Source organism: Clostridium sp. ETTB3, assembly GCF_053571985.1.
Genome location: NZ_CP199832.1, coordinates 212,153 through 235,340 on the forward strand (window position 1 = coordinate 212,153; position 23,188 = coordinate 235,340).

Annotated in this window: 39 protein-coding genes; all 39 read left to right on the forward strand. The window is 34.2% G+C overall.

Translation table 11 applies throughout. The features are described 5' to 3' along the window. Positions 1–33 precede the first annotated feature (33 nt). The 39 genes from ACUN06_RS01020 (at position 34) to ACUN06_RS01210 (ending at position 23,186) form a co-directional block, all read left to right on the forward strand. Complete coding sequence (locus ACUN06_RS01020; RefSeq protein ID WP_291734443.1) at positions 34–273, forward strand: ribosomal L7Ae/L30e/S12e/Gadd45 family protein; 240 nt, start codon at positions 34–36, stop codon at positions 271–273. Between the two features lie 54 nt (positions 274–327). Beyond that, positions 328–705: a 30S ribosomal protein S12 gene (gene rpsL, locus ACUN06_RS01025; protein ID WP_291734445.1), complete on the forward strand. Its 378-nt coding sequence runs from the start codon at positions 328–330 to the stop codon at positions 703–705. A gap of 154 nt (positions 706–859) precedes the next feature. Next, entirely contained in the window at positions 860–1,330 is a 471-nt protein-coding gene (gene rpsG / locus ACUN06_RS01030) for a 30S ribosomal protein S7 (protein WP_291734448.1), read from the forward strand. 77 nt (positions 1,331–1,407) lie between these two features. Next, positions 1,408–3,474 (forward strand): elongation factor G, encoded by a 2,067-nt coding sequence (gene fusA, locus ACUN06_RS01035; protein ID WP_291734450.1) that lies wholly within the window; start codon positions 1,408–1,410, stop codon positions 3,472–3,474. 166 nt (positions 3,475–3,640) lie between these two features. Beyond that, positions 3,641–4,834, forward strand: a complete 1,194-nt coding sequence (tuf, locus tag ACUN06_RS01040) for an elongation factor Tu (RefSeq protein ID WP_291733190.1) — start codon at positions 3,641–3,643, stop codon at positions 4,832–4,834. Positions 4,835–5,518: 684 nt separating this feature from the next. Further along, entirely contained in the window at positions 5,519–5,827 is a 309-nt protein-coding gene (gene rpsJ, locus ACUN06_RS01045) for a 30S ribosomal protein S10 (protein WP_021876938.1), read from the forward strand. A gap of 79 nt (positions 5,828–5,906) precedes the next feature. Beyond that, on the forward strand, positions 5,907–6,536 hold the full coding sequence (rplC, locus tag ACUN06_RS01050) for a 50S ribosomal protein L3 (protein ID WP_291732240.1): 630 nt from the start codon (positions 5,907–5,909) through the stop codon (positions 6,534–6,536). A gap of 24 nt (positions 6,537–6,560) precedes the next feature. Beyond that, positions 6,561–7,181, forward strand: coding sequence for a 50S ribosomal protein L4 (gene rplD, locus ACUN06_RS01055; RefSeq protein WP_291732238.1), 621 nt, complete (start codon positions 6,561–6,563; stop codon positions 7,179–7,181). Next, entirely contained in the window at positions 7,181–7,477 is a 297-nt protein-coding gene (gene rplW / locus ACUN06_RS01060; protein WP_042401534.1) for a 50S ribosomal protein L23, read from the forward strand. Before rplD ends, rplW begins: the two co-directional genes overlap by 1 nt. Positions 7,478–7,535: 58 nt before the next feature. After that, positions 7,536–8,369 carry a 50S ribosomal protein L2 gene (gene rplB / locus ACUN06_RS01065; protein ID WP_291732235.1) on the forward strand — a complete coding sequence of 278 codons (834 nt, stop codon included), beginning with the start codon at positions 7,536–7,538 and terminating at the stop codon, positions 8,367–8,369. A gap of 64 nt (positions 8,370–8,433) precedes the next feature. After that, positions 8,434–8,718, forward strand: coding sequence for a 30S ribosomal protein S19 (rpsS, locus tag ACUN06_RS01070; RefSeq protein ID WP_005212052.1), 285 nt, complete (start codon positions 8,434–8,436; stop codon positions 8,716–8,718). 21 nt (positions 8,719–8,739) lie between these two features. Next, positions 8,740–9,075 (forward strand): 50S ribosomal protein L22, encoded by a 336-nt coding sequence (rplV, locus tag ACUN06_RS01075; protein ID WP_005212053.1) that lies wholly within the window; start codon positions 8,740–8,742, stop codon positions 9,073–9,075. A gap of 20 nt (positions 9,076–9,095) precedes the next feature. Continuing rightward, complete coding sequence (rpsC, locus tag ACUN06_RS01080) at positions 9,096–9,764, forward strand: 30S ribosomal protein S3 (protein ID WP_291732233.1); 669 nt, start codon at positions 9,096–9,098, stop codon at positions 9,762–9,764. Positions 9,765–9,782: 18 nt separating this feature from the next. Continuing rightward, the gene (gene rplP, locus ACUN06_RS01085) at positions 9,783–10,217 is read left to right on the forward strand and encodes a 50S ribosomal protein L16 (RefSeq protein WP_040419026.1); all 435 of its coding nucleotides are present in this window, start codon (positions 9,783–9,785) and stop codon (positions 10,215–10,217) included. Next, positions 10,217–10,429: a 50S ribosomal protein L29 gene (gene rpmC / locus ACUN06_RS01090; protein WP_005212060.1), complete on the forward strand. Its 213-nt coding sequence runs from the start codon at positions 10,217–10,219 to the stop codon at positions 10,427–10,429. The genes rplP and rpmC overlap by 1 nt, the downstream gene beginning before the upstream one ends. A gap of 22 nt (positions 10,430–10,451) precedes the next feature. Further along, on the forward strand, positions 10,452–10,706 hold the full coding sequence (gene rpsQ / locus ACUN06_RS01095; RefSeq protein WP_005212062.1) for a 30S ribosomal protein S17: 255 nt from the start codon (positions 10,452–10,454) through the stop codon (positions 10,704–10,706). Positions 10,707–10,738: 32 nt separating this feature from the next. Beyond that, positions 10,739–11,107, forward strand: coding sequence for a 50S ribosomal protein L14 (gene rplN, locus ACUN06_RS01100; RefSeq protein ID WP_021876949.1), 369 nt, complete (start codon positions 10,739–10,741; stop codon positions 11,105–11,107). A gap of 17 nt (positions 11,108–11,124) precedes the next feature. Further along, a complete protein-coding gene (gene rplX / locus ACUN06_RS01105) occupies positions 11,125–11,439 on the forward strand; it encodes a 50S ribosomal protein L24 (RefSeq protein WP_294126572.1) in 315 nt (104 codons plus the stop codon). A 22-nt stretch (positions 11,440–11,461) separates the two neighbouring features. Next, positions 11,462–12,004: a 50S ribosomal protein L5 gene (gene rplE / locus ACUN06_RS01110; protein ID WP_133016285.1), complete on the forward strand. Its 543-nt coding sequence runs from the start codon at positions 11,462–11,464 to the stop codon at positions 12,002–12,004. 15 nt (positions 12,005–12,019) lie between these two features. Further along, positions 12,020–12,205, forward strand: coding sequence for a type Z 30S ribosomal protein S14 (locus ACUN06_RS01115; RefSeq protein ID WP_005212070.1), 186 nt, complete (start codon positions 12,020–12,022; stop codon positions 12,203–12,205). A 28-nt stretch (positions 12,206–12,233) separates the two neighbouring features. Continuing rightward, positions 12,234–12,632, forward strand: coding sequence for a 30S ribosomal protein S8 (gene rpsH / locus ACUN06_RS01120; protein ID WP_005212071.1), 399 nt, complete (start codon positions 12,234–12,236; stop codon positions 12,630–12,632). Between the two features lie 65 nt (positions 12,633–12,697). After that, a complete protein-coding gene (gene rplF / locus ACUN06_RS01125) occupies positions 12,698–13,240 on the forward strand; it encodes a 50S ribosomal protein L6 (protein WP_291732231.1) in 543 nt (180 codons plus the stop codon). A gap of 20 nt (positions 13,241–13,260) precedes the next feature. After that, positions 13,261–13,623 (forward strand): 50S ribosomal protein L18, encoded by a 363-nt coding sequence (gene rplR, locus ACUN06_RS01130; protein WP_291732230.1) that lies wholly within the window; start codon positions 13,261–13,263, stop codon positions 13,621–13,623. 20 nt (positions 13,624–13,643) lie between these two features. Beyond that, complete coding sequence (gene rpsE / locus ACUN06_RS01135) at positions 13,644–14,141, forward strand: 30S ribosomal protein S5 (RefSeq protein ID WP_291732229.1); 498 nt, start codon at positions 13,644–13,646, stop codon at positions 14,139–14,141. Between the two features lie 12 nt (positions 14,142–14,153). Then, positions 14,154–14,333: a 50S ribosomal protein L30 gene (rpmD, locus tag ACUN06_RS01140; protein ID WP_005212077.1), complete on the forward strand. Its 180-nt coding sequence runs from the start codon at positions 14,154–14,156 to the stop codon at positions 14,331–14,333. Positions 14,334–14,354: 21 nt separating this feature from the next. Beyond that, positions 14,355–14,795: a 50S ribosomal protein L15 gene (gene rplO / locus ACUN06_RS01145; protein ID WP_042401505.1), complete on the forward strand. Its 441-nt coding sequence runs from the start codon at positions 14,355–14,357 to the stop codon at positions 14,793–14,795. 1 nt (position 14,796) lies between these two features. After that, positions 14,797–16,074, forward strand: coding sequence for a preprotein translocase subunit SecY (gene secY, locus ACUN06_RS01150; RefSeq protein WP_294126559.1), 1,278 nt, complete (start codon positions 14,797–14,799; stop codon positions 16,072–16,074). Positions 16,075–16,096: 22 nt separating this feature from the next. Then, the gene (locus ACUN06_RS01155; RefSeq protein WP_291732227.1) at positions 16,097–16,747 is read left to right on the forward strand and encodes an adenylate kinase; all 651 of its coding nucleotides are present in this window, start codon (positions 16,097–16,099) and stop codon (positions 16,745–16,747) included. Next, on the forward strand, positions 16,747–17,496 hold the full coding sequence (gene map, locus ACUN06_RS01160; RefSeq protein ID WP_291732226.1) for a type I methionyl aminopeptidase: 750 nt from the start codon (positions 16,747–16,749) through the stop codon (positions 17,494–17,496). The genes ACUN06_RS01155 and map overlap by 1 nt, the downstream gene beginning before the upstream one ends. 83 nt (positions 17,497–17,579) lie before the next feature. Further along, complete coding sequence (locus ACUN06_RS01165; RefSeq protein ID WP_291732225.1) at positions 17,580–17,861, forward strand: KOW domain-containing RNA-binding protein; 282 nt, start codon at positions 17,580–17,582, stop codon at positions 17,859–17,861. A gap of 7 nt (positions 17,862–17,868) precedes the next feature. After that, positions 17,869–18,087 carry a translation initiation factor IF-1 gene (gene infA, locus ACUN06_RS01170; RefSeq protein ID WP_005212092.1) on the forward strand — a complete coding sequence of 73 codons (219 nt, stop codon included), beginning with the start codon at positions 17,869–17,871 and terminating at the stop codon, positions 18,085–18,087. 42 nt (positions 18,088–18,129) lie between these two features. After that, positions 18,130–18,243, forward strand: coding sequence for a 50S ribosomal protein L36 (gene rpmJ, locus ACUN06_RS01175; protein ID WP_016205879.1), 114 nt, complete (start codon positions 18,130–18,132; stop codon positions 18,241–18,243). A gap of 215 nt (positions 18,244–18,458) precedes the next feature. After that, positions 18,459–18,827, forward strand: coding sequence for a 30S ribosomal protein S13 (gene rpsM / locus ACUN06_RS01180; RefSeq protein WP_291732224.1), 369 nt, complete (start codon positions 18,459–18,461; stop codon positions 18,825–18,827). Between the two features lie 15 nt (positions 18,828–18,842). Then, positions 18,843–19,238, forward strand: a complete 396-nt coding sequence (rpsK, locus tag ACUN06_RS01185) for a 30S ribosomal protein S11 (protein WP_005212098.1) — start codon at positions 18,843–18,845, stop codon at positions 19,236–19,238. Positions 19,239–19,269: 31 nt separating this feature from the next. Next, a complete protein-coding gene (gene rpsD, locus ACUN06_RS01190; RefSeq protein WP_291732223.1) occupies positions 19,270–19,890 on the forward strand; it encodes a 30S ribosomal protein S4 in 621 nt (206 codons plus the stop codon). A gap of 103 nt (positions 19,891–19,993) precedes the next feature. Continuing rightward, entirely contained in the window at positions 19,994–20,941 is a 948-nt protein-coding gene (locus ACUN06_RS01195; RefSeq protein WP_291732222.1) for a DNA-directed RNA polymerase subunit alpha, read from the forward strand. Between the two features lie 12 nt (positions 20,942–20,953). Then, entirely contained in the window at positions 20,954–21,295 is a 342-nt protein-coding gene (rplQ, locus tag ACUN06_RS01200; protein WP_042401475.1) for a 50S ribosomal protein L17, read from the forward strand. A gap of 224 nt (positions 21,296–21,519) precedes the next feature. Next, positions 21,520–22,350, forward strand: coding sequence for an energy-coupling factor transporter ATPase (locus ACUN06_RS01205; protein WP_294126621.1), 831 nt, complete (start codon positions 21,520–21,522; stop codon positions 22,348–22,350). Next, a complete protein-coding gene (locus ACUN06_RS01210) occupies positions 22,335–23,186 on the forward strand; it encodes an energy-coupling factor transporter ATPase (protein WP_291732221.1) in 852 nt (283 codons plus the stop codon). The genes ACUN06_RS01205 and ACUN06_RS01210 overlap by 16 nt, the downstream gene beginning before the upstream one ends. The last annotated feature ends 2 nt before the right edge of the window (positions 23,187–23,188 follow it).

Below are 23,188 nucleotides of genomic sequence, written 5' to 3' on the forward strand. Positions count from 1 at the left end.
CCTCTATGATCTTTAATTTAAGGAGGGGGATTCATGTTAGACAGAATTGTAGTAAAAAAAGTTATTGGAATAAAACAATGTACTAAGTTAATTAAAAATAACGAAGGAAAAGTTTTATATGTAGCTAAAGATGCAAATGCTAAGTTGATACTTCCAATAATTCAACTAGCAAAAGAGAAAAACATTAAAATTGTAGAAGTATCTACAATGAAAGAACTTGGGAAGATAGGTGGGATTGATGTTAAGTCATCAGCAATATTGACCCTAGAATAATAATTAGTGTTTATCTTATTTTATATAGATAAATAAATTTCAGGAGGTGAAGAAATGCCAACTATAAGCCAATTAGTAAGAAAAGGTAGAAAGAGTGTTGTTAATAAATCAACAGCGCCAGCACTAAACGAGTGTCCACAAAGAAGAGGAGTTTGTACAGTTGTTAAAACTACTACTCCAAAGAAGCCTAACTCAGCGTTAAGAAAGATTGCCAGAGTAAGACTTACAAATGGATTCGAAGTTACTGCTTACATCGGTGGTGTAGGTCACAACTTACAAGAGCACAGCGTTGTTCTTATAAGAGGTGGTAGAGTTAAGGACCTTCCTGGTGTTAGATACCATATCGTAAGAGGAGCACTAGACTGTGCTGGAGTAGCTAACAGAATGCAAGGAAGATCTAAATACGGTGCTAAGAGACCAAAGCAAAAATAGTTTTCTAAACTAAGACAGTGCTTATCTTCGGCATTTACATAGACTAGAAATTTTACATAAGTTTATATAGATGTAAGAAGCGAAGCACTTTACGGTAAGTTAACTTGCCGAGTACCTATGAATTAAATTAAAAATTGTTAAGGAGGGAAGAAAAGTGCCAAGAAAAGGATTTATCGCAAAAAGAGATGTATTACCAGATCCAATATACAACTCAAAAGTTGTTACTAAGTTAATAAACAACGTAATGGAAGATGGTAAAAAAGGAGTAGCACAAAAGATTTGCTACGAAGCGTTTGAAATTATGGCGCAAAAGACAGGCAAAGATGCTTTAGAAGTATTTGAAGAAGCTATGAACAATGTTATGCCTTTATTAGAAGTTAAAGCTAGAAGAATAGGTGGTGCTAACTACCAAGTTCCAATCGAAGTTAGACCTGAAAGAAGACAAACTTTAGGTATCAGATGGATTTTAGCTGCTGCTAGAAAAAGAGGCGAAAAAGTTATGGCTGAAAGATTAGCTGGAGAATTATTAGATGCAGCTAATAATACTGGAGCTGCTGTTAAGAAGAGAGAAGATACTCACAAAATGGCAGAAGCAAACAAAGCATTCGCTCATTACAGATACTAATATTACAAAAACTGTTTTGGCTTATGCCAAAGCAGTTTTGTCGAATATAAAATTACTCATTGAGAGGAGGACATAAAATGGCTAGAAAATATCCATTAGACAAATTCCGTAATTTTGGAATAATGGCTCACATTGATGCTGGTAAAACAACAACAACTGAGAGAATATTATTCTATACAGGAAAGAGCCACAAAATAGGAGAAGTTCATGAAGGTGCTGCTACAATGGACTGGATGGTTCAAGAACAAGAAAGAGGTATAACAATTACTTCTGCAGCAACAACTTGTTTCTGGGAAGGGCATGAATTAAACATCATCGATACTCCAGGTCACGTAGACTTCACAGTTGAAGTTGAAAGATCATTAAGAGTTCTTGATGGAGCTGTTACAGTTCTAGACGCTAAAAGTGGGGTTGAACCACAAACTGAAACTGTTTGGAGACAGGCAGATAAGTACGGTGTTCCAAGAATGATATATGTTAATAAGATGGACGCTACAGGAGCTGATTTCTTCAGATGTATAAACACTGTTAGAGATAGATTAAAAGCTAATGCAGTTCCAATACAAATTCCAATAGGTTCTGAAGCAGAATTCAGAGGTATGGTAGATTTAATATCTAATCATGCAATCGTTACTTATGATGATTTAGGTAAGGATGTAAGAATTGAAGAAATTCCTGCAGAGTTAGCTGATCAAGCTGAAGAATACAGAATGGCTATGATTGAAGCAATTGCTGAAACTGATGAAGCATTAATGGAAAAATACCTTGAAGGTGAAGAATTAACTGAAGAAGAGTTACATGCTGCTTTAAGAAAAGCTACTATAGCTAATGAAATAGTTCCATGTATCTGTGGATCTTCATACAAAAACAAAGGGGTTCAAGAAATGATCAACGGTGTTGTTGCTTACTTACCATCACCATTAGACATTCCTGCAATCCAAGGTCAAACTTTAGATGGAGAAGAAGATTCAAGAGAAGCTTCAGATGAAGCTCCAATGGCTGCTTTAGCATTCAAAATTGCTACTGACCCATTCGTTGGAAAACTTGCCTTTACAAGAATATACTCAGGTGTAATGAACAGTGGTTCATATGTTCTTAACTCAACAAAAGGTAAGAAAGAAAGAATCGGAAGACTTGTTAAAATGCACTCTAACACAAGAGAAGAAGTTGAGTCATTAGAAGCAGGTGAATTAGGAGCAATTATCGGATTAAAGAACACTACAACAGGTGATACTTTATGTGATGAAAGCGCACCAATCATACTTGAATCAATGGAATTCCCAGAACCAGTTATATCTGTAGCTATCGAGCCAAAGACAAAAGCTGGTCAAGAAAAGATGGGATTAGCTTTAGCTAAGTTAGCTGAAGAAGATCCAACTTTCAAGACTTGGACTGATCAAGAAACAGGTCAAACAATCATCGCTGGTATGGGTGAATTACACTTAGATATCATTGTTGATAGATTACAAAGAGAATTCAAGGTTGAATGTAACGTTGGAGCTCCTCAAGTTGCTTACAAAGAAACTATAAGATCAGCAGTTAAAGCTGAAGCTAAGTATGCTAAGCAATCAGGTGGTAAGGGTCAATACGGTCATGCTGTAATTGAAATGGAACCAACTGAAGGAGAATACAGCTTTGAAAATGCTATCGTTGGGGGAGCTATTCCAAAAGAATACATTCCTGCAATCGATGCTGGTATTCAAGAAGCTGCTAAGAACGGTATAATAGCTGGATACGAAGTTATCAACTTCAAAGTTAAGTTAGTACACGGTTCTTACCACGAAGTCGATTCATCAGAAATGGCATTCAAGATTGCTGGTTCTATGGCATTCAAGAACGCTATGCAAAAGGCAAGCCCAGTATTACTTGAACCAATGATGAAGGTTGAAGTAACTGTACCAGAAGAGTATATGGGAGATGTTATTGGTGATATCAACTCAAGAAGAGGTAGAATGGAAGGTATGGAAGCAGTTAACGGAGCTCAAGTTATAAGAGCATTCGTACCACTAGCTGAAATGTTCGGATATGCTACAGCTTTAAGATCAAGATCTCAAGGTAGAGGTAACTACTCAATGGTATTCGATCACTATGAAGAAGTACCAAAGAGCATTCAAGAAGAAGTTGCTGGTAAAAGAGCAAAATAATTTGTAATAATTTTTTGTAATGTTATCCATAATATAATTATGGGTAATGTTGCAAAAGTTAATATAGACATAAAAACAATTTAAATTTATAATAAAAGAACAATTATTAAAACTTTAAAAATTTTAAAGTTAACATAACATTGTTTCCATAAAGGAGGAATTTCAAATGGCAAAGCAAAAGTTCGAAAGAAGTAAACCACACGTAAATATCGGAACAATTGGTCACGTAGACCACGGTAAAACTACATTAACAGCAGCAATCACTACTGTATTATCAAAGAAAGGATTCGCTGAAGCATTCGATTACGCATCAATCGATAAGGCTCCAGAAGAAAAAGAAAGAGGAATCACAATCAACACTGCACACGTTGAATACGAAACAGAAAACAGACACTATGCTCACGTTGACTGTCCAGGACACGCTGACTATGTTAAGAACATGATCACTGGTGCTGCACAAATGGATGGAGCTATCTTAGTTTGTTCAGCTGCAGACGGTCCAATGCCACAAACAAGAGAACACATCTTATTAGCATCAAGAGTTGGTGTTGAATATATCGTTGTATTCTTAAACAAAGCAGATATGGTAGACGACGAAGAATTATTAGAATTAGTTGAAATGGAAGTTAGAGAATTATTATCTGAGTATGAATTCCCAGGTGATGATATACCAGTAATAAAAGGATCAGCTTTAAGAGCATTAGAAAACCCAACAGATCCAGAAGCAACAGCTTGCATCATGGAATTAATGGATGCAGTAGATAGCTACATTCCAACTCCAGAAAGAGCTACAGATAAGCCATTCTTAATGCCAGTAGAAGACGTATTTACAATCACTGGTAGAGGAACAGTTGCAACAGGAAGAGTTGAAAGAGGAGTTCTTCACGTATCAGACGAAGTTGAAATCGTAGGATTAATGGAAGAAAAGAGAAAAGTAGTAGTAACAGGAATCGAAATGTTCAGAAAGTTACTAGACGAAGCGCAAGCTGGAGATAACATCGGAGCATTATTAAGAGGTGTTCAAAGAACAGACATCGAAAGAGGTCAAGTATTAGCTAAAGTTGGATCAGTTCACCCACACAGCAAGTTCGTAGGTCAAGTATACGTACTTAAGAAAGATGAAGGTGGTAGACATACTCCATTCTTCGATGGATACAGACCACAATTCTACTTCAGAACAACAGACGTTACAGGATCAATCAAATTACCAGAAGGAATGGAAATGGTTATGCCTGGAGACCACATCGATATGAACGTTGAGTTAATCACTCAAGTAGCTATGGATGAAGGTTTAAGATTCGCTATCAGAGAAGGTGGAAGAACTGTAGGTTCAGGAGTTGTTACTTCTATAATCGAATAGTTTTAAACCAAGTTTAAAAACTTTTAAATTTTTAAATAGATAATTTTTAAATAAAGCGCTTAAAATTGTGATCGCATAAAAGGAAAGAGTAAGGGGACGCCTTTACTCTTTTTTTTATATAAACAAATAATTTATTAGAATTATCATATTATTTTTTATAGTTGTTATAATAAAATAAGAAAAATTTATATAATTAAATAAAATACAAGCAATTAAATATAAAATAAATCAAATTATTTATTATAAAAATAAAAGTAAAACTCTATAAAAATGTTTACATTAAAATGAAATGGTTAATGATATATAATATGAGGTAATACAAACAAAAATTTCATTAATTATACTATTGAAAAAAATCTAAAATCGATATAAAATAATAACAGTTGAACGACAGAATTACTTCTAAAAGGACAAAAGTTTTTTTTAAATGATAAAAAAAAGATAAAAAAAAAGTCTTGATAAAGATTTATAAAGATAGTATAATAAAGAAGTTGTGTAGCGCAACGCGATGAATCAAGAGGTTGCCGGACTTCCGGGTTATTCTTGAGGAGCAAGTCAGGATCTAGAATCCGACGACAGGGGTAGTAGCCTGTGTTATTATTTATGAAACACCAGGAACAGTTTATAGAACTACAACTGTTGTGCGTTAGAAGTAAAGCGTACATGAAAAGGAGGGAAACCAGAATGTCAAAACAAAAAATTAGAATCAGATTAAAGGCTTTTGATCACACTATATTAGATCAATCTGCTGAAAAAATCGTTGAAACAGCTAAATCAACAGGAGCAAAGGTTGCAGGTCCAGTACCACTACCAACTGAAAAAGATGTTGTTACAATATTAAGAGCTGTTCACAAATACAAAGATTCAAGAGAACAATTCGAAATCAGAACACACAAGAGATTAATCGATATCGTTAATCCATCACCTAAAACTGTTGATGCATTAATGAGATTAAACTTACCTGCTGGTGTAGATATCGAAATAAAGCTATAATAGCTTAACTATTAAATAAACAGTTTGAACGGTTATGATTGCAAAGCAATCCGCTAATGCGTTTGGGAGGTGTAAATACATGAAAAAAGCTATAATCGGTAAGAAAATAGGAATGACTCAAATTTTTGATGAAAATGGAAAGGTAGTTCCTGTAACTGTAGTAGAAGCTGGACCATGTGTTGTTGTTCAAAAGAAAACTATCGAAAAAGATGGTTATGAAGCAATACAAGTTGGTTTCGGTGAAGTAAGAGAAAAATTAGTTAATAAGCCAAGAAAAGGACACTTTGCTAAGGCTGGAGTATCTTTAAGAAGAACTTTAAAAGAATTCAGATTAGAAGACTGCAGCGGATATGAAGTAGGTCAAGAAATCAAAGCTGATTTATTTGCAGCTGGAGATAAAATTGACGTTTCTGGAGTATCTAAAGGTAAGGGATTCCAAGGGGTTATTAAGAGATGGAATGCTAACAGAGGACCAATGTCACACGGTTCTAAGTTCCACAGAGCAGTAGGTTCAATGGGAGCTTCTTCAGATCCATCAAGAACATTCAAGAACAAGAACATGCCAGGACACATGGGAGCTGTAAACACAACTGTATTAAACTTAGAAGTTGTTAAAGTAATAGCTGAAAAGAACTTAATATTAGTTAAGGGTGGTATCCCAGGTGCTAACAAGAGCACAGTTGTAATAAGAAACGCTGTTAAAGCTTAATTTCTTTAGAAAGGAGGAGACAGAATGCCTACAGTAGGATTATTTAACAAAGAAGGAAACAAAATTGAAGATATTCAATTAAATGAGACTATATTTGCTGCAGAAGTAAATGCAGATGCTATGCACCAAGTAGTTGTTGCATTATTAGCTAATAAAAGACAAGGAACTCAATCAGCTAAAACTAGAGCTGAGGTTAGAGGAGGCGGAATTAAGCCTTGGAGACAAAAGGGAACTGGTAGAGCTAGACAAGGTTCAATCAGAGCACCACAATGGATCAAAGGTGGAGTTGTATTCGCACCAAAGCCAAGAGATTACAGAATGTCTATACCAAAGTCAATGAGAAGAGTTGCTATGTTATCAGCATTAACTAGCAAAGTTCAAAATGATGAAATGGTAGTATTAGATAGCTTAACATTAGAAGCACCTAAGACTAAGGAAGTTGTTAAAATGTTAAATGCTTTTAATGCTAAGAAGACATTAATCATAACAGCTGAAGCAAACGAAACGGTTTATAAATCAGCTAGAAACATAGAAGGAGTAGCAGTACTTCCTGTAAATAACATCAACGTTTATGATTTATTAAAATATCCAAAAGTAATCATGACTAAGGATGCTGTATCAAAGATTGAGGAGGTGTACGCATAATGAAGTTAACAAGCCACGATATAATCAGAAAACCAGTTATAACTGAAAAGTCAATGGCTGCAATGGCAGAAAAGAAGTACACTTTCATAGTTCATATGAGCGCTAACAAAGTTCAAATAAAGAAAGCGATCGAAGAAGTTTTCGGCGTTAAAGTTGAAAAAGTTCAAACTATAAGAACTATGGGAAAAACTAAGAGAATGGGCGTACATGTTGGTAAGAGAGCTGACCAAAAGAAAGCTATAATCACATTAGCTCAAGATAGCAAAGGTATTGAATTCTTTGAAGGAATGCAATAATATCAAAGCGTAATATTGGCTATAAAGCCAGAGAAGCTTAAAGAAGGAGGGAATTAGCATGGCAGTTAAAAAGTTTAGACCTACTACACCATCAAGAAGAGAGATGACAATGGCTAGCTTTGAAGAAATAACTACAAACAGCCCAGAGAAATCACTTTTAGTTTCTTTAAAGAAAACTGGTGGTAGAAATGCTCAAGGTAAAATAACTGTTAGACACCACGGTGGTGGAGCTAAGAGAAAATATAGAATAATTGATTTCAAGAGAAATAAGGATGGTATTCCAGCAAAAGTTGCTACTATAGAATACGATCCAAACAGAACAGCATACATTGCGTTAGTAGTATATGCTGATGGTGAAAAGAGATATATTCTTGCACCAGTAGGATTAAAGGTTGGAGATACAATCGTATCTGGACCAGAAGCTGATATCAAAGTTGGTAATGCTAAAGCATTAAAAGATATGCCGGTTGGTACAGTTGTTCACAACATAGAATTACAAGCTGGTAAAGGTGGCCAAATGGTTAGATCAGCAGGTACTTCTGCTCAATTAATGGCTAAAGAAGGTAACTACGCTACATTAAGATTACCTTCAGGTGAAATGAGATATGTAAGAATCGAATGTAAAGCTACAATCGGAACAGTTTCTAACACTACTAACGATATCATCAACATTGGTAAAGCTGGTAGAAAGAGACACATGGGATGGAGACCTACAGTTAGAGGTTCTGTAATGAATCCTTGCGATCACCCTCACGGTGGTGGTGAAGGTAGATCACCTATCGGTAGACCAAGTCCAGTTACTCCATGGGGTAAACCAGCACTTGGATACAAGACTAGAAAGAATAAGAAATATTCTGATAGATTCATAATAAAGAGAAGAAATAGTAAGTAATTGAAGAGAATTAATTCTCTTCAGGCTTACTGGGCCTAGAGATTATGAAGGGAGGCAAATTATAGTGAGTAGATCAATAAAAAAGGGACCTTTCGTACACGAAGGACTTTTAAAGAAGATAGAAGAAATGAATGCTAATGGTGAAAATAAGGTTGTTAAGACTTGGTCAAGATCTTCAACAATTTTCCCACAAATGATTGGTCATACAATCGCTGTTCATGATGGTAGAAAACACGTTCCAGTATATGTGAGCGAAGATATGGTAGGACACAAATTAGGAGAATTTGCTCTTACTAGAACATACAGAGGACACGATTACGACGAAAAAGCATCAAGAAAAAGAAAGTAATCTGGGAAAGGAGGAACATCAATGGAAGCTAGAGCTATAGCTAAATATGTGAGAATGTCTCCAATGAAAGTAGGAGTTGTTCTTGATTTAATAAGAGGAAAAAATGTTAACGAGGCTTTCGCTATATTACAATACACTCCAAAAGATGCTGCAGTTGTTATAAACAAAGTTTTAAAATCAGCTGTTGCAAATGCAGAGAACAATCATGACTTAAATGTTGAAAACTTATATGTTGCTGAAACATTCGTAGGTGCTGGTCCAACTTTAAAGAGATTCAGACCAATGGACCACGGAAAAGCGTTCAGAATCAACAAAAGAACAAGTCATATAACAGTAGTAGTTAAAGAAAGAGCTTAGTAAGAAGGAGGGAAAAACAAGTGGGTCAAAAAGTACATCCTCACGGACTTAGAGTTGGAGTTATTAAAGGTTGGGACGCAAAATGGTACGCTGATAAGAGAACATTTGCTGACAACTTAATAGAAGACAACAAAATAAGAGAATTCGTAAAGAAGGAACTTTTCTCAGCTGGTATATCTAAGATTGAAATCGAAAGATCAGCTAAAAGAGTTAAGTTAAATATATATACTGCTAAACCAGGTGTTGTTATCGGTAAAGGTGGTGCAGGAATCGAAGCTTTAAAAGCTAAGGTTACTAAATTAACAAACGGAAAGAATCTTTTAATAAACATAGTTGAAGTTAAGAATGCTGAAGCTGATGCACAATTAATCGCTGAAAACATTGCTGCTCAATTAGAAAAGAGAGTTTCTTTCAGAAGAGCTATGAAACAAAGCATTCAAAGAGCTATGAAATTAGGAGCTAAGGGTGTTAAAACAGCTTGTTCAGGAAGATTAGGTGGAGCTGAAATCGCTAGAACTGAACAATATCATGAAGGAACAATTCCACTACAAACATTAAGAGCTGATATTGATTATGGATTTGCAGAAGCAGATACAACATACGGTAAAATCGGAGTTAAAGTTTGGGTTTATAATGGAGAAGTTCTTCCAACTAAAAAAGTTGAAAAGAAGGAAGAAGTTAACGCGTAAGAAAGGAGGAATATAATCATGTTAATGCCTAAAAGAGTTAAGCATCGTAAGGTACAACGTGGTAGAATGAAAGGAAAAGCTACTAGAGGTAATTTCCTTGCATACGGAGATTTTGGTATCCAAGCGCAAACTTGTGGATGGATAACAAGTAACCAAATAGAATCTGCCAGAATAGCAATTAACAGATACATTAGAAGAGGAGGAAAACTTTGGATAAAAGTATTCCCAGATAAGCCAGTTACTGAGAAACCAGCTGAAACAAGAATGGGTTCTGGTAAAGGTTCACCAGAATATTGGGTAGCTGTAGTTAAACCTGGTAGAGTATTATTCGAATTATCAGGAGTTAACGAAGAAGTTGCAAGAGAAGCAATGAGACTTGCATCACACAAACTTCCTGTAAAGTGTAAATTCGTTACAAGAAGAGATTTTGAGGAAATGGGTGGTGAAGAATAATGAAGGCTAGAGAATTAAAAGATTTAAGAGCAAATAATCCTCAAGATTTAGTTGCTAAATTAGGAGAATTAAAAGCTGAGTTATTCAACTTAAGATTCCAATTAGCTACAGGACAATTAGAAAATCCTATGAGAATAAGAGAAGTAAAGAAATCTATAGCCCAAATCAAAACCATCATTAGAGAAGAAGAGATCAGGGCATTTGAACAGTAAATCTGGAAGGAGGTAGCCCCTAATGGAAAGAGGATTAAGAAAGAAGAAAATCGGTAGAGTTGTTTCTGATAAAATGGATAAGACTATCGTAGTTGCTGTTGAAACTAAGGTAAGACATCCACTATACGGAAAAACTATGAATAGAACTACTAAATTCAAAGCTCATGATGAAAACAATGAAGCTAACATGAATGATAGAGTATTAATAATGGAAACTAGACCATTATCTAAAGATAAGAGATGGAGACTTGTTGAAATAGTTGAAAGAGCTAAATAAGCTTTTTAAGACTGAAAGGAGGGTAAATTTCAATGATACAACAACAAACCTTATTAAAGGTAGCTGATAACTCAGGTGCTAAAGAAATCATGTGTATTAGAGTTTTAGGCGGATCAAAGAGAAAGTTCGGTAACATTGGAGATATAATAGTAGCTAGCGTTAAAAGTGCAACACCAGGCGGAGTTGTTAAAAAAGGTGACGTTGTAAAAGCTGTTATTGTTAGATCAGTAAGAGGATTAAGAAGAGCTGACGGTTCATACATCAAATTTGATGAGAACGCTGCTGTTATAATAAAAGATGATAAGCAACCAAGAGGAACTCGTATCTTCGGACCTGTTGCTAGGGAGCTAAGAGATAAAGAATTTAATAAAATATTATCATTAGCACCAGAAGTTCTATAATAGAGGAGGTGGCTAATTTGAAGTTACACGTTAAAAAGAACGACACAGTAGTAGTTGTTTCTGGTAAAGATGCTGGAAAGACTGGTGAAGTTTTAAAAGTATATCCAAAAACAGGAAGAGTTCTTGTTCAAGGAGTTAACATAGTTAAGAAACACCAAAAACCATCTAGAGCTAATGCTCAAGGCGGAATAATAGAAAAAGAAGGAGCTATCTACAGCTCAAAAGTTATGTTATACTGCACAAAATGCAAAAATGCTACAAGAATTAGCAATAAAATCTTAGAAGATGGTACTAAGGTTAGAGTTTGTAAGAAGTGTGGAGAAACATTCTAAAATCTGAAAGGAGGTACTAATTATGACACCAAGACTTCAAGAGAAGTATACAAATGAAGTAATTCAAGCTATGACAGAAAAGTTCGGATACAAAAACATCATGGAAGTTCCAAAGCTTGAAAAAATTGTTATAAATATGGGAGTTGGAGAAGCTAAAGATAACCAAAAGGTTTTAGAATCTGCGGTTGCTGATTTACAACTTATCTCAGGACAAAAACCAATCTTAACAAGAGCAAAGAAATCTGTTGCTAACTTTAAGATTAGAGAAAACATGGCATTAGGATGTAAAGTTACATTAAGAGGAGCAAAGATGTTTGAGTTTGCTGATAAACTAATGTCAATTGCTCTTCCAAGAGTTAGAGACTTTAGAGGGGTTTCTGACAGAGCATTTGATGGAAGAGGAAATTATTCTTTAGGAATTAAAGAACAATTAATATTCCCAGAAATAGAATACGATAAGATCGATAAGGTTAGAGGAATGGATATTATCTTCGTTACAACTGCAAAGACTGACGAAGAAGCAAGAGAATTATTAAGATTCCTTGGAATGCCATTCGCTCAATAATAAGGAGGGAAAACTGTGGCACGTAAAGCTATTATTGAAAAGTGGAGCAAAGCTCCTAAATATAAAACAAGAGCTTATACAAGATGCAGAATATGTGGAAGACCACATGCAGTATTAAGAAAGTTTGGTATTTGCCGTATATGCTTTAGAGAACTTGCTTACAAGGGTGAAATTCCTGGTTGTAAGAAGGCAAGCTGGTAAACCTAACGACTGAAAGGAGGCAAATTAAATGGTTATGACAGATCCTATCGCAGATTTACTAACTCGTATTAGAAATGCGAATGCTGTAAGACACGAAGTAGTAGAAGTTCCTTCTTCAAACGTAAAGAAGGCTGTTGCAAATATATTATTACAAGAGGGATACATCAAGAATATTGAAGAATACAATGATGGTGTTGTTCCAATGATGAGATTATCTCTTAAATACGGTTCTAACAAAGAAAGAGTTATTACTGGAATTAAGAGAATATCAAAACCTGGTTTAAGAGTATACTGTAAGAAAGATGAAGTTCCAAGAGTTCTTAATGGATTAGGAATCGCTGTAATTTCAACTTCAAAAGGTATAGTTGTAGACAGAGAAGCAAGAAAACTAGGCTTAGGCGGAGAAGTTGTTTGCTACGTTTGGTAGTAACTAATTTTGAAAATTAAGTTGTTTAACATATAGATCTAACAAATAATACAGGAGGTGCGATTATGTCAAGAGTAGGTAGATTACCAATAGCTATCCCTGCTGGTGTTACAGTTACAGTTGCTGAAGGTAACGTTGTTACTGTAAAAGGACCTAAAGGGCAATTAGTTAAGGCTATGGACAAAGACATGAATATAGCAGTTGAAGACAACCAAGTTGTTGTTACAAGACCTAGTGACGTTAAAGAGCATAGAGCTCTTCACGGTTTAACTAGAGCATTAATCAACAACATGATCATAGGAGTTGAAAAGGGATACCAAAAGACTCTAGAATTAATCGGTGTTGGTTATAGAGCACAATTACAAGGAAAGAAGCTTGTAATGAACTTAGGATTTTCACATCCAGTTGAAATAGAACCAGCTGAAGGAATTACTTTCGAAACTCCAGCAGCTACAAAAGTAGTTGTATCTGGAATCGACAAGCAATTAGTTGGTGCTGCTGCAGCTGATATCAGAAAGTGGAGAAAACCTGAACCATATAAGGGTAAAGGAATTAAATTCGAAGGCGAAGTTATCAGACGTAAAGAAGGTAAAACTGGTAAGAAATAATTAGGAAGGAGTTGAACCTTATGTTCAAGAAGGCAGACAAAAAAGCAAGTAGAGCAAAGCGTCACCTTAGAGTACGTAAGAAAGTTTCTGGTACTCCTGAAAGACCAAGACTTTCAGTTTATAGAAGTGAAAAAAACATATATGCTCAAATTATTGATGATATAAATGCTGTTACTTTAGCATCTGCTTCTACTTTAGATAAAGAAGTTGATGTAAAAGTTGGCGGAAACAAAGAAGCTGCTAAATTAGTTGGTGAACTAGTTGCTAAGAGAGCTTTAGATAAAGGTATAACTGAAGTTGTATTCGATAGAGGTGGATACGTATATCACGGAAGAGTTCAAACATTAGCAGAAAGCGCTAGAGAAGCAGGCTTAAAATTCTAATCAAACAAGGAGGGAAATCAATGAGAATCGATCCTAGCACACTAGACCTTAAGGAAAAGGTTGTTTTTATAAACAGAGTTACTAAGGTTGTTAAGGGTGGTAGAAACTTCAGATTCAGCGCTTTAGTTGTTGTTGGTGATGAGAACGGACACGTAGGCGTAGGAATGGGTAAGTCAATCGAAATCCCAGAAGCAATTAAAAAAGGTATCGAAGACGCTAAGAAAAACATGGTTAGCGTTGCTATAGTTGGAACTACAGTTCCTCATGAAATATATGGTAAGTTTGGAACAGGTAAAGTTTTAATCATGCCAGCTAAAGAAGGTACAGGAGTTATCGCTGGTGGACCAGCAAGAGCTGTATTAGAATTAGCAGGATTAAAGGACGTTAGAGCTAAGTCTTTAGGTTCAAACAATCCAAGAAACATGGTAAATGCTACAATTAATGGTTTAGCAAGCTTAAGAACAGCTGAAGAAATAGCTAGATTAAGAGGCAAATCAGTAGAAGAAATATTAGGTTAGGAGGTATACGCAATGGCAAAGATAAAGGTTACTTTAGTTAAAAGCTTAATAGGCAGAAAGAAAGACCATATCGCTACTGCAAATGCTCTTGGTCTAAGAAAGATTAACAAAACTGTAGAGCATGAGGATACTCCTCAAATCAGAGGTATGATCAACAAAGTTGACTACTTATTAAAAGTAGAAGAAGTATAATAAAGAGGAGGTGCACGAGATATGAAACTTCATGAGTTAAAACCAGCAGCTGGTAGTAAAAAAGCTCCTAAGAGAGTTGGTAGAGGTACTGGTTCAGGTTTAGGAAGAAACGCTGGTAAAGGTGAAAAAGGACAAAACGCTAGATCAGGCGGTGGAGTTAGACCAGGATTTGAAGGTGGTCAAATGCCATTATACAGAAGACTTCCTAAGAGAGGATTCACTAATATCTTCGCTAAGCAAATAGTTTCTATAAACGTTGATAGATTAAACATATTTGAAAACGGCACAGTAGTAACTCCAGAATTATTACTTGAAACAAGAGTAATATCTAAAGTTAAAGATGGAGTTAAGATATTAGGAAACGGAACATTAGAAAAGAGCTTAACTGTTCAAGGATGTAAGATGTCTAAGGCAGCAGCTGAAAAGATAGAAGCAGCTGGAGGAAAAGTTGAGGTGATGTAATATGCTATCAACCCTACGTAATGCCTGGAAGGTTCCGGAACTTAGAAAAAGATTTTTATGGACGATATTTTTAGTAGCAATTTTCAGGATTGGAATACATATTCCCGTTCCTGGAATTGATACTAGTTATTTAAGCTCAATGACAAACTCTGGTGGGTTACTTGGCTTTTATAATTTAATATCAGGAGGAGCGTTAAGTAAATTTAGTATATTTGCATTAAGTGTTTCACCTTATATTAATGCATCAATCATAGTACAGTTATTAACAATTGCAATTCCTTCATTAGAACAATTATCTAAAGAAGGAGAAGAAGGTAGAAATAAAATTCAGTCTATTACAAGATATGCTTCAATAGCAATAGGTTTTGTATTAGCAATTGGAATTTACTCTATGATAGCAGCACAAGGTGCAGCTACAGGATTAAGCTCAGCTCAAAAAGTTGTAGTATTAATTGCTTTAGTAGTAGGATCTACTTTCTGTATGTGGCTTGGTGACCAAATAACTCAAAAGGGATTTGGAAACGGAGTTTCAATATTAATATTTGTCAATATAGTATCTCAATTACCTACAACTTTAATGTCATTATTTACATTAAAAGAAGCAGGTGAAATTACTATTATTGAAATAGCATTATTCTTAGTTGGTACTTTAGCACTATTAGTATTTACAATATACTTCTCATTAGCAGAGAGAAGAGTGCCTATCCAATATGCTGGTAAGGCTGTAGGTACTAAGGTTATGAGAGGTCAATCTACTCATATACCACTAAGTTTAATTGGATCAGCAGTTATTGCAATAATATTTGCAATGTCTGTAATGATGTTCCCTGAAACAATAGCTAATTTTTTCCCAACTAAGGGATGGTCAAAATGGATATTAACAAGTCCTTATAGTATTTTTAATAAATCTACATGGATGTATCCTGTTTGTTATGCAGTATTAACAGTATTCTTTACTTGGTTCTATACTCAAATAACATTTAAACCAGATGAAATGGCTGAAAATCTTCATAAGTCTGCAGGCTTTGTACCAGGTGTAAGACCAGGTGAAGCTACAGAGAAGTATTTTGAAAAAGTACTTACAAGAGTATCTTTAATCGGGGGATTATTTGCAGCATTATTAGCTGTTACTCCAATATTAATTAGTAATTATACTGATTTAACAGGGATTCAATTTGGTGGAACATCATTATTAATTTTAATTGGAGTTGGATTAGATTTTTCTAGACAACTAGATTCACAATTAGTAATGAGACACTATCAAGGATTCTTAAAATAGATTTATAATGGAGATGATGCCCGTGAAGATAGTATTATTAGGTCCTCCTGGGGCTGGAAAAGGAACACAGGCAAAATCAATTAGTAATAGATACTCTATACCACATATTTCTACAGGGGATATCTTTAGAAAGAATATTTCAGAAGAAACCCCTTTAGGAATACAAGCAAAGCAATATATTGATAATGGTCAATTAGTACCAGATGAAGTTACTATCAATATGGTTAAAGACAGATTAACATGGGAAGACTGTAAAAATGGTTATCTATTAGATGGTTTCCCAAGAACTGTTGCTCAAGCTGAAGCTCTACAAGAGTTTTTAGTATCAAGAAATGAAAACTTAGATACAGCTTTATGTATCGAAGTACCTAGCAGTTTCATTCTTGAAAGAATGACAGGAAGAAGAGTTTGTTTATCATGTGGAGCTAGTTATCATGTAAAATTCAATCCACCATCTGTTGAAGGTGTTTGCGATGTTTGTGGTGACAATGTCATCCAAAGAAAAGATGATGTTGAAGAAACAGTAAAAGAGAGATTAGATGTCTATGAAAGACAAACACAACCACTGATTGATTTTTATAAAGAGAAAAACTTACTTTCTACTGTAGATGGAACAAAAGCTATTAATGAAGTATTCGAAAGCATTTGCAACATTTTAGGGAGTGCAAACTAATGATTATTATCAAGAATGATAAAGAAATCGACCTAATGAGGATTGCTGGTAGAATCGTAGCTGAAACTCTTCTATTAGTTGAAAAAGAGGTTAGACCAGGAATAACTACTGCTGAATTAGATAGGATAGCAGAAGAATTTATAACTAAGCATGGGGCGAAACCTTCATTTAAAGGGCTCTATGGATTTCCTGCTTCACTATGTATATCTGTTAATGAGCAAGTAGTTCATGGAATACCAGGAGGGTATGTATTAAAAGAGGGAGATATTATTAGTGTTGACTGTGGCGCCAATATTAATGGCTTCCATGGTGATGCAGCAAGAACATTTGCTGTAGGTAATATTTCAGAAGAAGCAAAAAGGCTTATTAAAGTTACAGAAGAATCTTTTTTTAAAGGTTTGGAATTTGCTAAGGTAGGAAATAAACTAACTGATATTTCACATGAAATACAACGCTACGTTGAGGTTTCAGGTTTCTCTGTTGTAAGAGAATTTGTAGGTCACGGAATAGGAAAAAGTGTCCATGAGGATCCAGAAGTTCCTAACTTCGGAAGACCAGGCCGAGGGCCAAAATTAGTTGCTGGTATGGCTTTAGCTATAGAACCTATGGTTAATATGGGAACATATAGAGTAGCTACTTTAGGTGATGATTGGACAGTAGTCTCAGCAGATAAGAGTCTATCGGCTCACTATGAAAACACTGTTGTAATTTTACCAGATGGACCAGAGATATTAACACTAATTAAATAAGTGTTGCTTAGTTATAAATTCGCATGATACCAAAAGGTGGCTTGTAAATTTATGACTAAGGTAATCATCGAGGTGAAAGTAATTTGCAAAACAATGACTTAATTGGGAAAATTGTTCTTTCAAAATGCGGAAGAGATAAGAATCATTATTACGTTATTGTTGATAAAGTTGATGATACTTATTACCTTCTAAGTAATGGAAGTAATAAGACAATTCAGATGCCTAAGAAGAAGAGCATAAAACATTTTAATGTTTTAAAAAATGTAGATGATGAGATTAAAGCATCAATTATATTAAAGAAAAAAGGTACTGATTTAAAAATTAAGAGATTTCTAAAACTAAAAGGCATTGTTAAGGAGGGTTGATTACCTTATGTCAAAAGATGATGTAATAGAAATGCAAGGTGTAGTCTTAGAGGCTTTACCAAATGCAATGTTTCAAGTTGAGTTAGAAAGTGGTCATAAAATTTTAGCTCACATATCAGGAAAATTAAGAATGAACTTCATAAGAATTCTACCTGGAGATAAGGTTACTATAGAACTTTCTCCATATGACCTAACTAGAGGAAGAATTACTTGGAGAGCAAAATAAGGTGAAAATAATTTACCATAAATTACACAAGGAGGGTTAGCGATGAAAGTAAGACCATCAGTTAAGCCTATTTGCGAAAAGTGCAAGATTATAAGAAGAAAAGGAAAAGTAATGGTAATCTGTGAAAATCCTAAGCACAAGCAAAAACAAGGCTAATATACTTTAATATTAGGCAGAATAATTTGCAATTATTAATATATTGACTTTTATTTGAAATTTCAATATTATTATATAGGCGTTTAAATCAGCTTATTGATTTTAGGTACGGCTGACGATAGGTTAAAACAACCTATCGACCTAAGATTTTAATATAAATTTATCAAAAGCAAAAATAAAAATTGCATTTCAATAAACAGGAGGTGTAAGTTCAAATGGCAAGAATAGCAGGAGTTGACCTACCAAAGGAAAAAAGAGTTGAGATAGGTCTAACATATATATACGGAATTGGTTTATCTACTTCTCAAAAGATATTAGCTACTACTGGAATTAACCCAGATACTAGAATTAAGGATCTTACTGAGGACGAAGTAAATGAAATCAGAAACTATGTAAACAAGAACTTAATGGTTGAAGGTGACTTAAGAAGAGATGTTGCTTTAAATATTAAGAGATTAGTTGAGATAGGTTGTTACAGAGGTATTAGACATAGAAAAGGTCTTCCAGTTAGAGGACAAAAGACTAAGACTAACGCTAGAACTAGAAAAGGTCCTAAGAAGACTATCGCAAATAAGAAGAAGTAGTGAGGAGGGATTTCGATGGCTCAAAAAGTCAAAAAGACTACTAGAAGAAGAAAAGAAAGAAAGAACGTTGAGCATGGTGCTGCACACATCCAATCAACTTTCAATAACTCAATAGTTACTTTAACTGATGCGGCTGGAAATGCTTTATCATGGTCAAGTGCTGGAGCTTTAGGTTTCAGAGGTTCAAGAAAGAGCACACCATTTGCATCTCAAATGGCAGCGGAAACTGCAGCTAAAGCAGCTATGGAACACGGTTTAAAGAGTATAGAAGTATACGTTAAAGGGCCAGGTGCTGGTAGAGAAGCAGCTATAAGATCATTACAAGCTGCAGGATTAGAAGTAACTTTAATTAAAGATGTTACTCCAATTCCACACAACGGATGTAGACCACCGAAGAGAAGAAGAGTCTAATTATATTTAAATTCAACAGGAGGTGTAACGAATGGCAAGATATACTGGAGCTACATGTAGATTATGTAGAAGAGAAGGTCAAAAGCTATTCCTTAAGGGAGATAGATGTTATACAGATAAATGTGCTTTCGTAAGAAGAAGCTATGCACCAGGACAACACGGAGCAGCTAAGAAGAAGTTATCTAACTACGGAGTACAATTAAGAGAAAAGCAAAAAGCTAGAAGAATATACGGTGTTTTAGAAGGTCAATTCAGACATTACTATGAAAAGGCTGACCACATGAAGGGAATCACTGGTGAAAACTTATTAATGTTACTAGAAATGAGATTAGATAACGTTGTTTACAGATTAGGATACGGTGCTTCAAGAAACGAAGCTAGACAATTAGTTACTCATGGACATTTCTTAGTAAATGGTAAGAAAGTTGATATTCCATCATACAAAGTATCAGTTAACGATGTAATATCTGTTTGTGAAAAGAGCAGAGGATCAGAAAAGTTCAAGACTTTTGCTGAAAATCCAAAGACATTACCAAAATGGTTAGAAGCTAACGTTGAAAACTATGAAGGTAAAGTTGTTGCTGTACCAGCTAGAGAGGACATTGACGTACCAGTTAACGAAACTCTAATTGTCGAATTATACAGCAAATAATAAATTAATATAATTTTATATTAAGATATTAATTTAAATTATTTAATGGAATCAGTTGCCCTCATAAAAAGGTTGCCATTTTATATATAAGGAGGGTTTATACATGTTAGAAATAGAAAAGCCAATAATTGAATGTATAGAATCAAATGAAGACGGTACATATGGTAAATATGTAGTTGAACCATTAGAAAGAGGATATGGTATTACACTTGGAAATGCAATGAGAAGAATTCTTTTATCTTCTCTTCCAGGTGTAGCTACTACATCAATTAAGATTGATGGAGTACTTCATGAATTCTCTACTGTACAAGGTGTTAAAGAAGATGTTACAGAATTAATTCTTAATATCAAAAGTTTAGCATTAACAATGGAAGGCGAAGGTCCACAAACTATTTATATAGATGCTAAAGGACCAGGAGTTGTTACAGGTGCAGATATCAAGACTGATGGAAGTGTTGAAGTAATCAACAAAGATTTACACATTGCTACTCTTGATGAAAACGGAAGACTGTATATGGAATTAACAGTTAACAGAGGTAGAGGATATGTTACTCAAAATAAAAATAAGAGTGATGCACTACCACTTTCAGCAATAGCTATAGACTCTATTTATACTCCTGTTAAGAGAGTAAACTTTACAGTTGATAATACTAGAGTTGGTCAAATCACTGATTATGATAAATTAACACTAGAAATTTGGACTAATGGTACTATTAAAATAGATGAAGCTATAAGCTTATCAGCTAAAATTTTAATAGAGCACTTTAAGTTATTCATGTCATTAGGTGTTGCAACTAATGATGTTGAAATAATGATTGAAAAAGAAGAAGATAAGAAAGAAAAAGTACTAGAAATGACTGTTGAAGAACTAGATCTTTCAGTTAGATCTTATAACTGCTTAAAGAGAGCTGGTATCAATACAGTACAAGAACTTGCTGGTAAATCAATGGATGACATGATGAAAGTAAGAAATCTAGGAAAGAAATCTTTAGAAGAAGTTGAAAGAAAGCTTAAGGAATTAGGTTTAGCCTTAAAACTAAGCGACGAGTAGGGAGGTAAATCCATGGCAGGTTATCGTAAGTTAGGTCTTTCTACAGACCAAAGAAGAGCTATGTTAAGAAGTCTTGTTACTAGCTTCTTAAAGCATGGTAGAATTGAAACTACTGAAACAAGAGCTAAAGAAGCTAGATCTATAGCTGAAAAGATGATCACTCTTGCAAAAAGAGGAGATCTTCATGCTAGAAGACAAGTTTTAGCTTACGTTTTAGAAGAAGATGTTGTTAAAACATTATTTGATGAAATCGCTCCAAAGTACGCTGAAAGAAACGGCGGATACACTAGAATGATCAAAAAAGGTCCTAGAAGAGGAGATGGAGCTGAAGTTGTTATACTTGAATTAGTATAATTATTTCACCCTGGGGATTAAGTTTTACTTAATCCCCATTTTTCATATAAAAAAATATTAATTAAGTATTTATTTTTATCACAATATAATAAATATAACATATTAATTGAAATACTTGTAATTAGTAAAAGCTTATATATAATTAAATTATGGAAATTTATATGGAATTTATATAATTTAGTCATATATAAAAATTTTAAAAGGAGGGATATTGATTGAATAAGATGATAGAATGTAAAAATGTAGTTTTTAAATATTCTACAGGAGAAGAAATAGAAAAGTTAGCTATAGATGGATTAAATTTAGAAGTTAATGAAGGTGAATTTTTAGTTGTTTTAGGACATAATGGTTCAGGAAAATCTACTGTTGCAAAACATATGAATGCATTATTAGTTCCAACTGAAGGAACTGTTATAGTAAATGGTTTAGATACAAGTGATGAAAATAATGTATGGGATATAAGAGCAACTGCAGGTATGGTATTTCAAAATCCAGATAATCAATTAGTAGCAACTATTGTTGAAGAAGATGTTGCCTTTGGACCAGAAAATTTAGGCGTTCCACCAGAGGAAATAAGAAAAAGAGTTTATGATGCCCTTGAAAAAGTTGGAATGAGTGAATATAAGAAGCATGCTCCTCATTTATTATCAGGAGGGCAAAAACAAAGAGTTGCTATTGCAGGTATATTAGCTATACAGCCTAAATGTATTATCTTTGATGAGCCTACAGCAATGCTTGATCCTTCAGGTAGAAGAGAAGTAATGGAAAATATTAAAGAGTTAAATAAAAAGCATGGAATAACTGTTATTTTAATTACTCACTATATGGACGAAGCAGCTCAAGCTGATAGAGTTGTAGTTATGGATAAAGGAAAGGTAATTATGGAAGGAATTCCACGTGATATATTTTCAGAAGTAGAAACTATGAAAAAAATAGGATTAGATGTTCCACAAGTTACAGAAATATGTTATGAATTGAAAAAAGCAGGAATAAATATAGATACTAAAATTTTAAATGTGAATGAGATGGTGAATGCGTTATGTCAATTAAAATAGAAAATTTAACACATGTATATATGCCTAAGAGCCCATTTGAAAAGAAAGCATTAGATAATGTTAATTTACTAATTGAAGATGGAGAGTTTTTAGCTTTAATAGGTCATACTGGTTCAGGTAAATCAACCCTTATTCAACATTTAAATGGTTTATTAGAACCTACTTCAGGAAGAATATTAGTTGATGATATTGATATAACAAATAAAGAAGCTAAACTTACTGAAATCAGAAAAAAGATAGGTTTAGTATTTCAATATCCAGAATATCAACTTTTTGAAGAAACAATTGAAAAAGATATAGCTTTTGGACCTAATAATTTAGGATTATCTTCAGAAGAAGTTTCTAGAAGAGTTAAAAAATCTATGGAAATGGTTGGATTAGACTATGAAACTTATAAAGATGTTTCACCATTTGATTTAAGTGGAGGACAAAAAAGAAGAGTTGCTATAGCTGGGGTAATTGCAATGGAACCTAAAGTTTTAATTCTTGATGAGCCAACAGCAGGGTTAGATCCTAAGGGAAGAGATGATATTTTAGAACAAATAAAACTACTTCATGAAAAATATAAAATGACTATTGTTTTAGTAAGTCATAGTATGGAGGATGTTGGAAAACTTGCACAAAGAATTGTAGTTATGAATAAGGGAAAAGTAGAACTTTTAGGAAAACCATCAGAAGTATTTAAGGAAGTAGAAACATTAGAAAAAATAGGTCTTGCTGTTCCACAAGTAACATATTTAATGAGGGTATTAAGAGAAAGAGGATTTAATGTTTCTGATGAAATATTTACAGTAGAAAAGGGAACAGAAGCAATTTTAAAAGTGTTATCAAAATAAAA

Bases quoted from the DNA above. Each gene is read 5' to 3' on its own strand.
- ACUN06_RS01020 (WP_291734443.1), top strand. From the start codon at position 34: ATGTTAGACAGAATTGTAGTAAAAAAAGTTATTGGAATAAAACAATGT.
- rpsL (WP_291734445.1), top strand. From the start codon at position 328: ATGCCAACTATAAGCCAATTAGTAAGAAAAGGTAGAAAGAGTGTTGTT.
- fusA (WP_291734450.1), top strand. From the start codon at position 1,408: ATGGCTAGAAAATATCCATTAGACAAATTCCGTAATTTTGGAATAATG.
- tuf (WP_291733190.1), top strand. From the start codon at position 3,641: ATGGCAAAGCAAAAGTTCGAAAGAAGTAAACCACACGTAAATATCGGA.
- rpsJ (WP_021876938.1), top strand. From the start codon at position 5,519: ATGTCAAAACAAAAAATTAGAATCAGATTAAAGGCTTTTGATCACACT.
- rplC (WP_291732240.1), top strand. From the start codon at position 5,907: ATGAAAAAAGCTATAATCGGTAAGAAAATAGGAATGACTCAAATTTTT.
- rplD (WP_291732238.1), top strand. From the start codon at position 6,561: ATGCCTACAGTAGGATTATTTAACAAAGAAGGAAACAAAATTGAAGAT.
- rplW (WP_042401534.1), top strand. From the start codon at position 7,181: ATGAAGTTAACAAGCCACGATATAATCAGAAAACCAGTTATAACTGAA.
- rplB (WP_291732235.1), top strand. From the start codon at position 7,536: ATGGCAGTTAAAAAGTTTAGACCTACTACACCATCAAGAAGAGAGATG.
- rplV (WP_005212053.1), top strand. From the start codon at position 8,740: ATGGAAGCTAGAGCTATAGCTAAATATGTGAGAATGTCTCCAATGAAA.
- rplP (WP_040419026.1), top strand. From the start codon at position 9,783: ATGTTAATGCCTAAAAGAGTTAAGCATCGTAAGGTACAACGTGGTAGA.
- rpmC (WP_005212060.1), top strand. From the start codon at position 10,217: ATGAAGGCTAGAGAATTAAAAGATTTAAGAGCAAATAATCCTCAAGAT.
- rpsQ (WP_005212062.1), top strand. From the start codon at position 10,452: ATGGAAAGAGGATTAAGAAAGAAGAAAATCGGTAGAGTTGTTTCTGAT.
- rplN (WP_021876949.1), top strand. From the start codon at position 10,739: ATGATACAACAACAAACCTTATTAAAGGTAGCTGATAACTCAGGTGCT.
- rplE (WP_133016285.1), top strand. From the start codon at position 11,462: ATGACACCAAGACTTCAAGAGAAGTATACAAATGAAGTAATTCAAGCT.
- rpsH (WP_005212071.1), top strand. From the start codon at position 12,234: ATGGTTATGACAGATCCTATCGCAGATTTACTAACTCGTATTAGAAAT.
- rplF (WP_291732231.1), top strand. From the start codon at position 12,698: ATGTCAAGAGTAGGTAGATTACCAATAGCTATCCCTGCTGGTGTTACA.
- rplR (WP_291732230.1), top strand. From the start codon at position 13,261: ATGTTCAAGAAGGCAGACAAAAAAGCAAGTAGAGCAAAGCGTCACCTT.
- rpsE (WP_291732229.1), top strand. From the start codon at position 13,644: ATGAGAATCGATCCTAGCACACTAGACCTTAAGGAAAAGGTTGTTTTT.
- rpmD (WP_005212077.1), top strand. From the start codon at position 14,154: ATGGCAAAGATAAAGGTTACTTTAGTTAAAAGCTTAATAGGCAGAAAG.
- rplO (WP_042401505.1), top strand. From the start codon at position 14,355: ATGAAACTTCATGAGTTAAAACCAGCAGCTGGTAGTAAAAAAGCTCCT.
- secY (WP_294126559.1), top strand. From the start codon at position 14,797: ATGCTATCAACCCTACGTAATGCCTGGAAGGTTCCGGAACTTAGAAAA.
- map (WP_291732226.1), top strand. From the start codon at position 16,747: ATGATTATTATCAAGAATGATAAAGAAATCGACCTAATGAGGATTGCT.
- infA (WP_005212092.1), top strand. From the start codon at position 17,869: ATGTCAAAAGATGATGTAATAGAAATGCAAGGTGTAGTCTTAGAGGCT.
- rpmJ (WP_016205879.1), top strand. From the start codon at position 18,130: ATGAAAGTAAGACCATCAGTTAAGCCTATTTGCGAAAAGTGCAAGATT.
- rpsM (WP_291732224.1), top strand. From the start codon at position 18,459: ATGGCAAGAATAGCAGGAGTTGACCTACCAAAGGAAAAAAGAGTTGAG.
- rpsK (WP_005212098.1), top strand. From the start codon at position 18,843: ATGGCTCAAAAAGTCAAAAAGACTACTAGAAGAAGAAAAGAAAGAAAG.
- rpsD (WP_291732223.1), top strand. From the start codon at position 19,270: ATGGCAAGATATACTGGAGCTACATGTAGATTATGTAGAAGAGAAGGT.
- ACUN06_RS01195 (WP_291732222.1), top strand. From the start codon at position 19,994: ATGTTAGAAATAGAAAAGCCAATAATTGAATGTATAGAATCAAATGAA.
- rplQ (WP_042401475.1), top strand. From the start codon at position 20,954: ATGGCAGGTTATCGTAAGTTAGGTCTTTCTACAGACCAAAGAAGAGCT.
- ACUN06_RS01205 (WP_294126621.1), top strand. From the start codon at position 21,520: ATGATAGAATGTAAAAATGTAGTTTTTAAATATTCTACAGGAGAAGAA.
- ACUN06_RS01210 (WP_291732221.1), top strand. From the start codon at position 22,335: ATGTCAATTAAAATAGAAAATTTAACACATGTATATATGCCTAAGAGC.